The 14,713-nt window shown below is 60.5% G+C and carries 12 protein-coding genes and 1 pseudogene; 3 read left to right on the top strand and 10 right to left on the bottom strand.

Going from position 1 to position 14,713, the window contains the following annotated elements:
• The 3 genes and pseudogenes from L0H65_RS04800 to L0H65_RS04790 form a co-directional block, all read right to left on the bottom strand.
• A pseudogene (locus tag L0H65_RS04800) lies at window positions 1–814 on the bottom strand (F0F1 ATP synthase subunit alpha); the annotation flags it as partial.
• Window positions 815–1,375: a F0F1 ATP synthase subunit delta gene (locus tag L0H65_RS04795; protein WP_301457693.1), complete on the bottom strand. Its 561-nt coding sequence runs from the start codon at window positions 1,373–1,375 to the stop codon at window positions 815–817. It lies immediately after the preceding pseudogene.
• Between the two features lie 333 nt (window positions 1,376–1,708).
• Window positions 1,709–2,482 (bottom strand): methyltransferase domain-containing protein, encoded by a 774-nt coding sequence (locus L0H65_RS04790; RefSeq protein WP_301457692.1) that lies wholly within the window; start codon window positions 2,480–2,482, stop codon window positions 1,709–1,711.
• Window positions 2,483–2,544: 62 nt separating this feature from the next.
• Between L0H65_RS04790 and gloB the strand changes: the two genes are divergently transcribed.
• Together gloB and clpA are read left to right on the top strand one after the other, a co-directional pair.
• Window positions 2,545–3,318, top strand: coding sequence for a hydroxyacylglutathione hydrolase (gene gloB, locus L0H65_RS04785; protein WP_301457691.1), 774 nt, complete (start codon window positions 2,545–2,547; stop codon window positions 3,316–3,318).
• Between the two features lie 169 nt (window positions 3,319–3,487).
• Window positions 3,488–5,806, top strand: coding sequence for an ATP-dependent Clp protease ATP-binding subunit ClpA (gene clpA, locus L0H65_RS04780; RefSeq protein ID WP_301457690.1), 2,319 nt, complete (start codon window positions 3,488–3,490; stop codon window positions 5,804–5,806).
• A 157-nt stretch (window positions 5,807–5,963) separates the two neighbouring features.
• On the opposite strand, the gene L0H65_RS04775 is transcribed toward clpA, so the two are convergent.
• The 3 genes from L0H65_RS04775 to L0H65_RS04765 all read right to left on the bottom strand — a co-directional run bounded on the left by L0H65_RS04775 (window position 5,964) and on the right by L0H65_RS04765 (window position 9,825).
• Window positions 5,964–7,973: a peptidoglycan -binding protein gene (locus tag L0H65_RS04775; RefSeq protein WP_301457689.1), complete on the bottom strand. Its 2,010-nt coding sequence runs from the start codon at window positions 7,971–7,973 to the stop codon at window positions 5,964–5,966.
• Between the two features lie 3 nt (window positions 7,974–7,976).
• Window positions 7,977–9,197: a biopolymer transporter ExbB gene (locus L0H65_RS04770; protein WP_301457688.1), complete on the bottom strand. Its 1,221-nt coding sequence runs from the start codon at window positions 9,195–9,197 to the stop codon at window positions 7,977–7,979.
• Between the two features lie 88 nt (window positions 9,198–9,285).
• Complete coding sequence (locus L0H65_RS04765) at window positions 9,286–9,825, bottom strand: gamma-glutamylcyclotransferase (RefSeq protein WP_301457694.1); 540 nt, start codon at window positions 9,823–9,825, stop codon at window positions 9,286–9,288.
• A gap of 96 nt (window positions 9,826–9,921) precedes the next feature.
• Here L0H65_RS04765 and L0H65_RS04760 point away from each other — a divergent pair, with 96 nt between their 5' ends.
• Window positions 9,922–10,908, top strand: coding sequence for a DUF2125 domain-containing protein (locus tag L0H65_RS04760; protein WP_301457687.1), 987 nt, complete (start codon window positions 9,922–9,924; stop codon window positions 10,906–10,908).
• A 10-nt stretch (window positions 10,909–10,918) separates the two neighbouring features.
• On the opposite strand, the gene L0H65_RS04755 is transcribed toward L0H65_RS04760, so the two are convergent.
• From L0H65_RS04755 to rpsD, 4 genes are all read right to left on the bottom strand, one after another.
• Window positions 10,919–11,761, bottom strand: a complete 843-nt coding sequence (locus tag L0H65_RS04755; protein ID WP_301457686.1) for an extensin family protein — start codon at window positions 11,759–11,761, stop codon at window positions 10,919–10,921.
• Window positions 11,761–12,708, bottom strand: a complete 948-nt coding sequence (locus tag L0H65_RS04750) for a prephenate/arogenate dehydrogenase family protein (RefSeq protein ID WP_301457685.1) — start codon at window positions 12,706–12,708, stop codon at window positions 11,761–11,763. Before L0H65_RS04750 ends, L0H65_RS04755 begins: the two co-directional genes overlap by 1 nt.
• A complete protein-coding gene (gene hisC, locus L0H65_RS04745) occupies window positions 12,708–13,793 on the bottom strand; it encodes a histidinol-phosphate transaminase (RefSeq protein WP_301457684.1) in 1,086 nt (361 codons plus the stop codon). The genes L0H65_RS04750 and hisC overlap by 1 nt, the downstream gene beginning before the upstream one ends.
• A gap of 136 nt (window positions 13,794–13,929) precedes the next feature.
• Entirely contained in the window at window positions 13,930–14,550 is a 621-nt protein-coding gene (gene rpsD / locus L0H65_RS04740) for a 30S ribosomal protein S4 (protein WP_301457683.1), read from the bottom strand.
• Between the last annotated feature and the right edge of the window lie 163 nt (window positions 14,551–14,713).

The raw sequence follows: 14,713 nt of genomic DNA, 5'->3' as shown, positions 1-14,713 counted from the left end.
CATCATAAATGATCAGCGAATGGCGGACATTGTCACGGTAATATTCAGCAATCGAAGTCGCTGCGTAGGGTGCCAAGAACTGCATCGGCGCCGGGTCAGAGGCGGTTGCGGCCACAACGCAGGTATAGGCCATCGCACCGGTTTCTTCCAGCTTCTTGACCAACTGCGCCACGGTCGACCGCTTCTGCCCAATCGCTACATAAACGCAATAGAGTTTCTTGCTTTCATCGTCGCCAGCCGCTTTGTTATAGGACTGCTGGTTCAGAATGGTATCAAGCGCAATCGCGGTTTTGCCGGTCTGACGGTCACCAATGATCAATTCGCGCTGGCCGCGGCCAACCGGGATCATCGAGTCAACGGCTTTCAAGCCGGTTGCCATCGGTTCATGCACCGATTGGCGCGGGATGATACCGGGGGCTTTCACATCGGCGATCGCGCGCTTTTTGGTGCCCAGCGGGCCTTTACCATCAATCGGGTTGCCCAAACCGTCAACAACACGGCCCAGAAGTTCGTCGCCCACAGGAACGTCCACGATGGACTTGGTGCGTTTCACAACGTCACCTTCCTTGATGGAGCGGTCATCGCCGAAAATAACGATACCGACGTTATCCACTTCAAGGTTCAGGGCCATGCCACGGATACCACCGGGGAATTCGACCATTTCACCCGCCTGAACCTTGTCCAGACCGTGAACGCGGGCGATGCCATCGCCAACGCTCAACACCCGGCCAACTTCGGCCACTTCGGCTTCCTTGCCAAAGTTCTTGATCTGGTCTTTCAGGATCGCAGAAATTTCAGCTGCTTGGATACCCATTTATCCGACCTCTTTCATTGCATTCTGGAGGGCCGCGAGCCTGGCCTTGACCGACGTGTCGATCATGGTAGAGCCCAGCTTGACGACAAGACCGCCGATGAGGGATTCATCGACAGCGGTTTTCAGTTTCACATCCTTGCCGACACGCGCCTTCAGCGTCGCGGCGAGTTCTTTGGCCTGCGCAGCCGACAGCTTGGACGCGGAGGTGACTTCGGCGGTCACCTCCCCTTTTTCCTCGCTGATCATATCCTGCACGGCTTTTGTCAGTTGCGGCAACACAAACAGACGGCGCTTTTCGGCCATCAATGCCAATGTGTTGGCGGTCAGGGTGGAAAGCCCCATCTTTTTCGCAATCGCAACGATCGCGTGTTCCTGTTCGTCGCGGGAATAGACCGGCGAGGAAATCATGGCTTTCAGGTCGGCGGAGCTATCCAAGGCCGCATCAAGGGCATCAATATCACCCTCCAGCGCCTTGAGGCTTTTGCCTTCCTTCGCCAACTCAAACAGAGCGGTGGCGTAGCGCGCGGCAATGCCAGAGGAGATCGAAGCTGATTCTGACACGTCATCCCTTCCGAAATAAGGCCCCTGCAATATCGGTGCAGCGCAAGAGCATCGCATGGCGCATACAGGGTGCATGCGTCTGAATTTCGATGCGGTGTAGCAGAGGCGGAATTCTGCCGCAACCGTCAAGAAACAGTAAATTGCGCGTGATGGGCGCAAACGTCGTGTATCGGCGCGGGCCATCCGTGACGCGGGCGGCAGGCGGAACGATTTTCCCGGTCGTCAAGGCAACCTTTCACCCCGCCCGGTTTCGTGGGCGACACCATGCCTTCCAACGCGCATCCGCACTACATCGCACGAACCGCGCATCGAATCACGCCGCAGCCGTTCGGGTCAGCTTTCGCGGAGCGTCGATCCGCGCAGCGCGGGTTCCGGCGCGCCTTGCCCCATGCCTTCCAGCACCCGGAGCGGGCGGCGCACGACCTCCCCCAAACCGCCCTTGGTTGGCGCGCGGACTTGCTTTGACACCTCCACCATCAGGACGCCACCCGCTTTCACCGGTGACCATTTGCGGCCATTCCGCTCCATCATGTCCGACAATCGCAACCAGAACGGATGGTTGGACGGTGGCGCGTAAAGCGCGGATACGCTGCGGTCGACCGTGAAAGCGTGGCGCTGCAACTGCGTCTCCAATTGACCCATGGAATAGGGTCGGCCGAAGCCGAACGGTGTACCGTCCCGCCGTGCCCAAAGGCCCGACCGTGAAGGCACCACAAAGATCGCGCGCCCCCCCGGCCCCAACACCCTGGCCGCTTCTTCCAGCACCGAGGACGGGTGTTCAGAGGTTTCCAGCCCGTGCATCAGGATCAGCTTGTCCGCAATGCCCGTTGCCAGGGGCCATTGCGTTTCCTCACACAGAACCGACACATTTTCCATGCCCGCAGGCCATGGCATCACGCCTTGCTGCGCGGGCATCAAGGCGATGACACGGCGCGCATCGGCCAGATAGGGCCGCATCAGGGGCGCGGCAAAACCGAAGCCCACCAAGGTCTGCCCCTTGGCATCCGGCCACATCCGCACAACGGTATCCCGGATGGCACGTTGCGCCACCCGTCCAAGTTTGGTCCGGTAATAGAAGTTGCGTAGGTCGAGCACATCAAGCTGCATTGCAGCCGGGCCTTTTTCGCGCAAAGTTGGGGTCCAACATACCGAATCAAAGGCAAAAGACCATGGCGCTTGATCTTCTGACCATTCCTTGCCTGTCAGATAACTACGCATATCTGATCCACAACCCCGCGAGCGGGCAAACCGCACTTGTCGATGTGCCAGAAGCTGCCCCCCTGCTTGCCGCGCTTTCCGACAAGGGCTGGACGCTTTCGGACATCCTGCTGACCCATCATCATTGGGACCATATCGACGGGGTGGCGGATCTGTTGGCAGGCCTGCCAAACCGCCCCGCCGTCTGGGGCGCGGCCGCCGATGCCCATCGCCTCCCACCGCTCAACCATGCGCTGAAAGACGGCGACTGCGTGACGATTTGCAGCGCAAATGTGCAGGTGCTGGATGTACCGGGCCACACCGTCGGCCACATCGCCTTTCACTTCCCCGACGATCACCTGCTTTTCTCCGGCGACAGCCTTATGGTGATGGGCTGCGGTCGCCTGTTTGAAGGCACCCCCGCACAGATGCATCTTGCGCTTTCCCGCATGGCAGCAGTTCCCGGCGAAACCCTTGTCTGTTCGGGTCACGAATACACCAGCAGCAACATTGCCTTCGCTTTGTCCCTTGAACCCGAAAACCCGGCGCTTATGTTAAGGGCCAAGGCGGTGAAATCGGCACGCGAGGCGGGCCGCGCCACTGTCCCCGCAACCTTGGCCGAGGAACTGGAAACCAACCCGTTCCTGCGTGCCCACAACCCCGCTTTGCAATCGGCACTTGGGCTAGCCGGTGCGGCGGATGTCGATGTTTTCACCGAAATTCGTGCGCGCAAGGATAAATTCTGAGTCCGCCGCAACACAGACGATCACTTTTTCCCACAACAATGCCCGAAAGCTCACTTAATCCGAAAAAAGACTTGAAGACGCCGAAATAAAACCGAACCTTAAGGGTATGAGGTCAAGGTCGGATCGGTGCACAACGCCGCGACCCGCAGAACAAGAGGAGCACAAAACCGTGCCATCATTTTCCACAACGCTAGAGCAGGCAATCCATGGCGCATTGGCACTTGCCAACGCGCGCCGCCACGAACTCGCAACGCTGGAACACTTGCTTCTGGCGCTGTTGGACGAACCCGATGCGGCCCGCGTGATGCAGGCCTGTTCCGTCGATCTGGACGAATTGCGCAAAACGCTGGGCGATTTCATCGACGATGATCTGTCCACGCTTGTCACGGATGTCGAAGGCTCCGAGGCGGTGCCAACAGCGGCATTCCAGCGCGTGATCCAGCGCGCGGCGATCCATGTCCAGTCTTCGGGCCGCAATGAGGTGACAGGCGCAAATGTGCTGGTCGCCATCTTTGCCGAGCGCGAATCAAACGCCGCCTATTTCCTGCAAGAACAGGATATGACCCGCTATGATGCGGTGAATTACATCGCCCATGGCGTCGCCAAAGATCCCGCCTTTGGTGAGGCGCGTCCGATCACCGGGGCCGAAGAACACCATGAGACACCTAAAGGCGAAGCTGGCGAGGCGAAAGAATCGGCGCTGTCAAAGTATTGCGTTGATCTGAACGTCAAAGCGATCAAAGGCGATGTTGACCCGCTGATCGGGCGGGAAGCGGAGGTGGAGCGCTGCATTCAGGTTCTGTGTCGTCGCCGCAAGAACAACCCGCTTCTGGTCGGTGACCCCGGCGTCGGGAAAACCGCGATTGCCGAAGGCTTGGCATGGAAAATCATCAACGGTGAAACCCCGGATATTCTGGCGAAAACCACGATCTACAGCCTCGATATGGGCGCCCTGCTTGCAGGCACCCGCTATCGCGGCGATTTTGAAGAACGCCTGAAAGCTGTTGTGAAGGAGATGGAGGATCACCCCGACGCGATTCTGTTCATCGACGAGATTCACACCATCATCGGGGCCGGTGCCACCTCGGGCGGCGCGATGGATGCCTCCAACCTGTTGAAACCGGCGTTGCAGGGCGGCAAATTGCGCACGATGGGTTCCACCACGTACAAGGAATTCCGCCAGCATTTTGAGAAGGACCGCGCCCTCGCCCGTCGGTTCCAGAAGATTGACGTGAATGAACCGTCGGTTCCGGATACCATCAAGATCCTGATGGGCCTCAAGCCGCATTTTGAGGAGCATCACGACCTGCGCTATACGGCGGATGCTATCAAAACGGCGGTGGAACTCGCCGCGCGTTATATCAATGACCGCAAGCTGCCGGACAGCGCGATTGACGTGATTGATGAGGCGGGGGCCGCACAGCATCTGGTCGCAGAATCCAAACGCCGCAAAACCATCGGCACCAAGGAAATCGAAGGCATCGTCGCCAAAATCGCCCGCATCCCGGCCAAGAACGTCTCCAAGGACGACGCAGAAGTGCTGCGCGATCTGGAGAAATCGCTGAAACGAGTGGTCTTCGGTCAGGACAAGGCGATTGAGGCGCTGGCCTCGTCAATCAAACTTGCCCGCGCCGGATTGCGCGAGCCGGAAAAGCCGATTGGCAACTACCTCTTTGCAGGGCCAACCGGTGTCGGGAAAACCGAAGTCGCCAAGCAACTCGCCAGCACTCTGGGGGTCGAACTGCTGCGCTTCGATATGTCGGAGTATATGGAGAAACACGCCGTTTCGCGGCTGATCGGTGCGCCTCCGGGCTATGTCGGCTTTGATCAGGGCGGCATGTTGACCGACGGCGTTGATCAGCACCCGCATTGCGTGCTTCTGCTTGATGAGATGGAAAAGGCGCATCCGGATGTCTACAACATCCTGTTGCAGGTGATGGACCATGGCAAACTGACCGACCACAATGGCCGGACCGTGGATTTCCGCAATGTGATCCTGATCATGACCACCAACGCAGGTGCCTCTGAAATCGCGAAGGAGGCGATCGGCTTTGGCCGTGAACGTCGCACCGGCGAAGACACCGCCGCGATTGAGCGGACCTTCACGCCGGAATTCCGCAACCGTCTGGATGCGGTAATCAGCTTCGCGCCCTTGGGCCGTGACATCATCCGCCAAGTGGTCGAAAAATTCGTGCTGCAACTCGAAGCGCAACTCCTGGACCGCAACGTCCATATTGAACTCACCGAGGAGGCCGCGAACTGGCTGGGCGAAAAAGGCTATGATGACAAGATGGGTGCGCGCCCCTTGGGCCGCGTCATTCAGGAACACATCAAGAAGGCGCTGGCCGAAGAACTGCTGTTCGGCAAGCTGATGAAGGGTGGCGTGGTCAAGGTTGGCGTCAAGGATGCCAAGATTGATTTGCAATTCGAGGAGCCGGAAAACCCGCGATTAACCAAACAAAAGCCGCCGCTGCTGACGGCGGAGTAAACCGGCCCCGGTCCCCCGCGCGGTCGGGGGGCAATTCCGTGTGTCGCATTGTCAGTCCAACGGCGATGCAGCGGCGCCAAGACCAGAACAAAACCCCGCACGCTGCGGGGTTTTTCAATTTAACAAGCCTTTGAGAGCCCGCACTCGGTGCAAGAAATCAACGCTCGGTCAGCTTCAACTCAATCCGGCGATTTTGCGCCCGTGCGCTTTCTGAATTGCCGGGGGCGACCGGTTGCCATTCGCCAAAGCCGGTTGCCGCCATCCGGTTCGGCGGGAAACCCAGATCATTCTGCATGAACCGCACAACAGAAAGCGCGCGCGCCTGGCTCAGCTCCCAGTTGTCGGCAAATTCGCCCAGGCCCGACAGCGGTACATCGTCCGTATGGCCATCGACGCGGATGATCCAGTCGATATCCTTGGGAATGTCATCGGCAATCTCGCGCAGGCTTGCCACCACTCCGGCAATCTGACTGCGCCCTTCTGGCGACAGATCGGCGGATCCGGGTTGAAACAGCACTTCGGATGAAAACACGAACCGGTCGCCGACAATCCGCACCCCTTCACGCCCGGCGAGGAGCTTGCGCAGCTCACCAAAGAATTCCGAGCGGAAATTCTCCAGCTTCTTGGTTTCCGCTTCCAGCCGCTTACGCTCCGCCGCTTCCAGCTCCGCGCGTTTTTTCTGTTCCGCTGCGACCTGCGCCAACGCGGTATTCAACTGGGTGCCGAGCGAGTCGAGCCGCACATTCGCCGCCACATCCCGCGCTTGCGAGGCGTCAAGCAAGCCCTGCAACTGCCCCAACTGCCCGCGTAGCGCCGCGATTTGTTCGTTCAGCAAGGCCACGCGCCGCGCCGCATCTTCCGATTTCGCCTGTTCTTGCGAAAGGGCTGCGCGCGCGGTGGCCAGCAACGCCTCGCGTCCGGTAACGTCGGTGCTGCTTGCGTCAACCTTTGCCTGCGCCGCCGCGAGCAGGGTCAGGGTGTCTTCGGCACGTTTGCGTTGCTCTTCCAAAGCAAGCGTCATCGCGGTCAATTCGGTTTCGGAGGCGGAGAGTTTGGCGCGCAGGGCTTCGGCGGCGGCCTGATCAGTCAGGCGTCTCGCTTCCTCCTCGTTCAATTTCCCCTCCACTCCGGCCAGACGTTTGCGCAATTCTTCGGCAGCCACGCGATCGGCAAGTACCTTGGACTCGGCATCGCTGAGCGTCGCCTGACTGTCCGCCAACCGTTTGCGTAACACTTCGGCAGCGGCGAGTTCGGCCAGCCGGTCCTGTTCCGCCTTGGTCAGACTTGCCTCCAGTTTGGCCATTTTGGCGCGCAACGCCACCACGTCGCCGGACGCGGCTTCGGCTAGGCTCAGATCAGTTTGCAGGCGTTTGATTTCTGCGGCGAGCGCGTCTTGCCGCGCCTGCGCACCAGCTTGAGCATCGGTGACAACACCCAGCCGTGCGGTCAATTCCGCAAGATCGGCGCCGCGTTTTTCCGCCGTCGCCTGTGTTTGCGACAGCCGCGCCAAAGTGTCCGCAAGGCTGGCCTGACCTGTCGCGAGTTTGCCGCGCATTTCGGCCAGCATCGCATCCAGCGCCTCGCGCCGTGCCGCCGCAAGCCGGGCGGCTTCTGCTTGTGCGTCCACCTCATCACGCGCTTTCGCAAGCGCGAGGTTCAGCGCCTCCTGCTCTGATATCAGCCGCGCGGCGGCAGCCTTCAGATCCTCCACCGAGGCGGTCAGTGATCCCACCTGCCCCTGTGCCGCGTCCCGTTCCGCCAAAAGCGTGGCAACCTGCGCTTCAAAACTGGCGATCCGGCTGCTGGCAGCGTCCAGCGCGTCGCTGCGGGTCTGAAGCTGCGAGGTCAGCGAGGCCACAAGTGCAGATTGTCGCGTCCCGTCCGCCTGCGCCGCCGTCAGATCCGCGCCAAGCCGACCCACCTCTGCCGCCAGCCCGTCGGCGCGTTTGCGCTCCATCCCCAAAGCATCGGCGAGCCCGGCGATTTGCTGGGTCAGCGTATCAAGCTCATTGCCCTGGGTGTCGATGGTTTCGCGCAGCACCGATTGCACGATCATGAAAATCGACAGCACGAACATCAGGACCAGCAGCAGTGCCGTCATCGCATCGACAAAACCGGGCCAGATTGACCCGCTCATCCTTTGCCCGCCGCGCCGTGAAAGGGCCATGGCTTAGCCCCGCCCTGCCGGGCTGCGCGAAAGCTGACGGATGGCGGCGGTCAACCCGGCAAGATCGGCGCGCAGATCGGAGGTGCTTTCCTGACGGCCTGCCGATATCTCCTCCAATATCCGCAAAAGCTGCACGTCGATCGAACGCAGGCGCATCCGGCTTTCGGCATCCGGGCCTTCGTCGGGTGTGGGTGGTTTGTTCAGGATCCGGGCAACCGCGTCCTGCCCATCTGCGATCCGGGTCAGCAGCGCGCTTTGCGCAGCAGCGGTTTGCGCGTGTTGTTCCTGCACATGGCTGCCCGCCTGTATCTTGGCGGAAAGGTCGCGCACCACTTCGGCCAAGGTGCCAAGCCGGTCATCTGCTAGGCTGCGCGAGACATCGGCTTGAACAAAAAGCCCTTGCAACCCGTCCAACTGCTTGGCGACCTGGTCCATCACCGCGCCAAGTATAGCGATATCACTACCGTCGCCGTCGCCCCCCGCATCCCCTGTTGAAAAGCCCAAGCGGGTGATCGAGGACAGCCATTCCTCCAACTCGCGGTAAAAGCGGTTCTGCCCGTGGCTGGCGAACAGTTCCAGCAAGCCCACGACCAGCGAACCGGCAAGCCCGAGCAAGGAGGATGAAAACGCCGTACCCATGCCGCCCAATTGCGCCTCAAGCCCGCCCATCAGCTTGTCGAACACCTGCATCCCGGTTTCGCCTTCTTTCGGCGCGAGGTTGCGGATGGTTTCGACCACGGCGGGAACCGTTGTGGCAAGCCCGTAGAATGTGCCAAGAAGGCCAAGAAATATCAGTAGGTTGACAAGGTAACGCGTGATATCGCGCGCCTCGTCAATCCGCTGCGCCACACTGTCGAGGATCGAGCGGGAGGAGGAGGAGGAAAGCTGCATCTGCGCGCCGCGACTGCGCAACAGCGCGGCCAAAGGTGCCAAAAGTCGCGGCGCTTGTACCCCGTTTGCCACCTTGCCGGGCTCATTGAAGCCGATGATCCAGCGCACCGATTGGCCAAGCTGCATCACCTGCCAGAAGCAGGCCAGAATCCCGAATACAAACACCATGGCGATAAAGCCGTTCAGCCAGATGTTGGCCAGAAACACCCCCGAAAGCTGCCCCCAGGCCACGGTAGCGCCAAGAATGAACAGGACCACAACCGCCAGCATCAGGACGATCTGACGGATGGGATAGGTAAACGACAGCTCTGCCTCGGTGGTGGTCTTGTCCATGCGGCGCAAATGACCCTTCTGCTTTGTTCTGCGTTAACTTAGGACGGCAAAGCCTGCCTGCCAACCATGATTTCGCCTTTGCGAACCGCTATGCCGCGCCCAAAGCCCGAACCTGTGTCACCAACCATTCCAGATCGGCATCGGCGATACCCAAGGATGCCAAATGGTCGGATGTGTTGAACAGATATTCACAATTGCGGCCGCGTCCCCCGACCGCTTGCGCGATGATGCGCGCCTGTTCGGCCAGCGGCAGACCGCCACAATATTGCACATGGGCGGGGTCGATCACATAGCAAAGCGCTGTCACCGCCTCACCGCTGTCGAGGACCATGGGCAACCAATCCTCCAGATAGGCCGAGGAAATCAGCTCTCGCTGTCGCAGGGTGGCCAGCGTCTCATCTTCCGCACCGTCCTGAACCCGAAAGCCAACGCCAGCACACCGCGCGCCCTCGGCCCGATCAAGCGCGAGCACGAGGCCCGGTTCGGCTTCGGTTCCGCGATGATGGATCGACCTCATGCAGAAGCTGCGTTGCCAGCCCTGCAACCGCGCGACGCGCTGTTCCGCCACCGGGAAACCGGGGTTCCAGATCAAGGAGCCATAGCCGAACACCCACAGGGGTTTTTCCACCTGTGGTTTTTTTGCGGACGGTTTCGTCATGGTCTGGCCCTCCTCCCTCGGGCCTTGTAGACAGCAATTGAGAGAAAATGGAAAGAGGGCTGCACCATGCGCTGGCTGATCCGGATTGTGCTTGTTCTGGCGGTGCTCTGGGGTGGCTATTGGTACATCGGGCAGCGCGCGTTTGAAGCCGGGGCGGCGAACTGGTTTGCGCAGATGCAGGCCAGCGGCAAACAGGCCGAGAATGCCGGGCTGGAAGTGCATGGCTTTCCCAACCGCTTCGATCTGACGATCACCGCGCCAAAGATATTCGACCCCGATCAAGGCATGGGTTGGCAAGCGGATTTCCTGCAAATCCTGACGCTCAGCTACACGCCATGGCATGTGATCGCCGCGTTTCCGCCGGAACAGCGCATCACCCTGCCGCATGAGACGATCACTTTGAACACCGCGAAAATGCAGGCGAGCGTGGTGGTGTCGCCCGAACCCGACCTGCCGCTTGACCGCATCACACTGGTTGCCGATGCGCTGACGGCGGCAGGTGACATCGGCTGGCGCGTCGCGGCGGGCAGCTTGCGCTTTGCCACGAAAATCGACCCTACGCGCGAAAACAGCCATGAGGTCGGGCTGGAGGTGTCAGATATCACCCCTGACGCAAGCCTGACCGCGTTGGTAAACGGCGCTTTGCCAGCGCAGATCAAGATGGTTCGGCTTGATGCCTATGCCGGGTTCTCTGCGCCGATTGACCGCTTTGTCCTGACGACAAACCCGCAACTCGACAGTCTGGAAATCAAGGATCTGCGGGTGTTATGGGGTGATGTGACCGTCTCCGCCTCGGGCAGCTTGCAAGTAGATGCGGCAGGTTTCGCAACTGGCGGCGTGACCTTGCAGCTTGAAAACTGGCGGTTGGCGCTGGATATTGCACAAGCGATGGGCATGATCGCACCAGAGGCCCGCAACATCTGGGACAGTGCTGCCTCATTGCTGGCGCTGCAATCGGGGGGCAAGGATGCCATTCAACTGCCGCTGAGTTTCGTTGATGGCGAAACCCGGATCGGGCCGGTGCAGGTTGGGCCCGCCCCCCGGATGCGCTGAGCGCGGCGGACTATCGGCAATAGGACCCGCCACGATATTTCGCGGTATCGAAATGCAGATGGTTTTCGTGATAGCCATCGGAACCGGGGCCAAGCGTGGTGCCGAAAATACCGCATGCCCCTTTGTGCGCCGCCCGGATCGGCTTGCCCTTTTTGCCACGGTAATCTTTCAACACCGTCAGTTCCCGCCCCGAAGCCAGCATGAAACCGGAGATATCAATCGCCTTACCGCGCCCGTGCTCGCTGATCCGCGCGCCCTTCTTGTTGTTACGGCCACGGCAGGCGTAATGCGCGGCAACACGCAGGCCGCGCACGGGATCACCCTTGAAAGCCGGCTGCAACTTGGTCGTGACCCAAAGTCGCAACGCCCGCGCGGCACTGCAATCGAGCGTCGCCGGCGTGCTGAGGCGAACGCCATCCACTTCCGTAATCCGCACCGGGTTTTCGATGCCGCAGCCTTTCAGCTTCCCCTGGATCGTCGGAATCGCGGTGCCAAGAATGGCCGGGTCATTGCAGACCGATCCGGCAACCGGGGCGCTCGGCGCTGTTTTCGGCTTCTTCTTGGGTCCGAACATGCGCTCAAGAATTCCTTTTTTCGGCGATGCCGGTGCCGAAGCCACCTGATCGGGTGCCGCCTCCGGTGTCGGTGTCGTCATCTGTTCATCCGAAGGCCGCTGTTTTGGCCGGATGGAGCGGGCAGGCCCGAGCCCCGCTTCGACGCTTGCAGGTGCGACCGAAACCGGAGCAACCTGCCCCACATCCGGCCGCGGCTTTGGCCGGGTGGATGTGATATCGGCATGCGCATAACCCGATACGGCAAGACCCAACACAGCGCCAAGGCAAATCGCCCGCATCAAGGTTTTTTCGGTATGTCGACGGGAGCGGCAGGGGTGGCGCCCCGACCAAAATCGGCCGCGGCCGTATCCTGCCCCGCCTGAATGATGCTGCGGCGAATCGCGCGGGTCCGGGTAAAATATTCGTGCAGATGCGCGCCGTCGCCTTTGCGGATGGCGCGTTGCAGGGCAAATAGTTCCTCGGTGAAGCGGCCAAGGATTTCCAGCGTCGCGTCCTTGTTGTTCAGGAACACATCGCGCCACATCGTCGGGTCAGAAGCGGCAATCCGCGTGAAGTCCCGAAAGCCCGCAGCCGAGTATTTGATCACTTCGCTATCCGTCACGCGGCGCAGGTCATCGGCAACTCCGACCATCGTGTAAGCGATCAGGTGTGGCGTGTGGCTGGTGACGGCCAGCACCAGATCGTGATGCGCCGCGTCCATTTCATCAACATATGCCCCCATCGCCTCGTAAAACCCGCGCAATCGGGCAACAGCGGCGGGGTTGGTCCCCGGCAGCGGCGTCAGCAGCCACCAGCGGTTTTCAAACAGTGTCGCAAAGCCAGAGCGCGGGCCGGAATGTTCGGTTCCTGCAAGCGGATGGCTGGGGATGAAATGTGCGCGTGGCGGAATATGGGGTGCTACCGCCTCGATCACCGCCTGCTTGACCGAGCCGACATCGGTGATTGTCGCCCCCGGTTTCAGGAATGGGCCAATCTCCTTGGCAACAGTTTCCATCGCGCCGACGGGAACTGCCAGAACCACAAGGTCCGCGCCCGCAACTGCCTCTGCCGCCGAGTCAAAAACCGCGTCGCAAAAGCCCAGTTCCATCGCGACAGCGCGAGTCTCCGCAGATCTGGCATAGCCGGTGATGGTCGTGGCCAAACCGCGTTGACGCATGGCATGGGCCATCGACGAAGCTATAAGCCCCAAGCCGATCAAGGCTACCTTCTCAAAGATCACTGCCATCAACGCTTGCCTTTGAACTGTGCAACCGCATGGGCAACGCGACGGCAGGCGCTTTCATCGCCAATGGTGATGCGCAGACAATGTGGCAGTTTGTAGCTGGAAACCCGCCGCACGATCAGCCCTTGGTCGCGCAGATAGGCGTCACAGGCTTCGGCTTCCGCCACATCGGCGAAACGCGCCAGAACGAAATTCGCCAACGAGGTATCGGACGGTACCCCGAGTTCGGCCAGCGCCGCTGCCAGCCAGACCCGCAAGCGCGCGTTCTCCGTGCGGCATCGGGTGACATATTCCTGATCACGCACCGCCGCTTCGGCGGTTTCCAACTGCGCGTTGGACAGGTTGAACGGCCCCCGGATCCGGTTCAGCACGTCAATAATGGCGGCAGGACCATAGCCCCAGCCGATCCGCAAACCACCCAACCCGTAAACCTTGGAGAAGGTGCGCGTCATTACCACATTTTCGCGCGCCTCGATCAAAGTCAGGCCGCCATCGTAGCCGTCAACATATTCGGCATAGGCACCGTCCAGCACCAGAATGGCTTGCGGCGGCAAGCCATCGGCCAGTTGCGCAATCTCTGCCGCCGAAATCATCGTGCCGGTGGGGTTGTTGGGGTTGGCGATGAAAACCAGCTTCGTGCGCTCGGTGCAGGCCGCCAGCAAGGCACCGACATCGGTTGTGCGCTCCCGCTCCGCCACTTCCACCGGGGTCGCACCTGCGGCCATGGCGGAAATGCGGTACATCAAAAAGCCATGCTCGGTGAACAGCACCTCATCGCCCGGCCCGGCATAGGCCTGACACAGGAAATGGATGATCTCATCACTGCCGACACCGCAAATCACCCGCGCAGCATCAAGGCCATGCACATCGGCAATCGCCTCGCGCAGTACTGCATGGTCGGTGGAGGGGTAGCGGTGCAACTGATGGACACAGCGCGAAAACACCTCTTTCGCGCGGTCCGAGGCACCAAACGGGTTTTCATTGGACGAAAGCTTGATCGCGTTGGATTTCCCCGCAACAGTGGCGGCGCCGCCCTCATACAAAGCGATATCCAGAATGCCCGGCTGTGGCCGGATTTCAGAAGTCATGACAGCGTCCCCCAAGATGCTGCGTCTTGTTAGCGGCTTCCCTTGGCCCTGACCAGAGGTCACAAACGCAAAACGCCGCCCAAAATCGGGCGGCGTTTCCGATAACCCACAGATGCGGGCAGATTTCAGGCCAGGATCAGTTCTTGGCGTAATATTCGACGACGAGGTTCGGCTCCATCACCACCGGATAGGGCACATCGCCCAGCGTCGGGGTGCGCAGGAAGGTCGCGGTCATTTTCGAATGGTCAACCTCAACATAGTCCGGCACGTCACGTTCTGCCAGGCTGACCGCCTCGAGCACGATCGCCAGTTGCTTGGACCGGTCGCGGACCGCGATGACATCACCTTCCTTGCAACGGTAGGACGCGATGTTCACGCGCTGACCGTTGACGGTGACATGGCCGTGGTTCACGAACTGACGCGCCGCAAACACGGTCGGCACGAATTTCGCGCGGTAGACGATGGCATCGAGACGACGCTCCAGCAGGCCGATCAGGTTTTCACCGGTATCGCCCTTCACGCGCTCGGCCTCACCATAAATCTTGCGGAACTGCTTTTCCGTCAGGTCGCCATAGTAACCCTTCAGCTTTTGCTTCGCGCGCAACTGGGTGCCGAAATCCGACAGCTTGTTCTTGCGGCGCTGGCCGTGCTGGCCGGGGCCGTATTCGCGCTTGTTCACCGGGGATTTCGGACGGCCCCAGATGTTTTCGCCCATGCGGCGGTCAATTTTATGCTTGGCAGAGGTGCGTTTCGTCATCTCTGATCTCCTTCTTTATGTGCGTCCGCAACCTGTTCGAAAACCGGTTCCCGGTTTTCGGGTCGCAGACAGTGAAGGGCGTTGTCCTTCCCCTTGGCCCGTTAAGGCCGCGGGTGACAGGTTTCCCCTTGCGAGGTCCACCAACACCAATGAAAAGCCCCCG

The organism is Pseudorhodobacter sp. (genome assembly GCF_030452865.1).
GTDB lineage: Bacteria > Pseudomonadota > Alphaproteobacteria > Rhodobacterales > Rhodobacteraceae > Pseudorhodobacter.
Note: the sequence above shows the minus strand (reverse complement) of the source record. Positions and strands in the feature narration are given on the sequence as shown.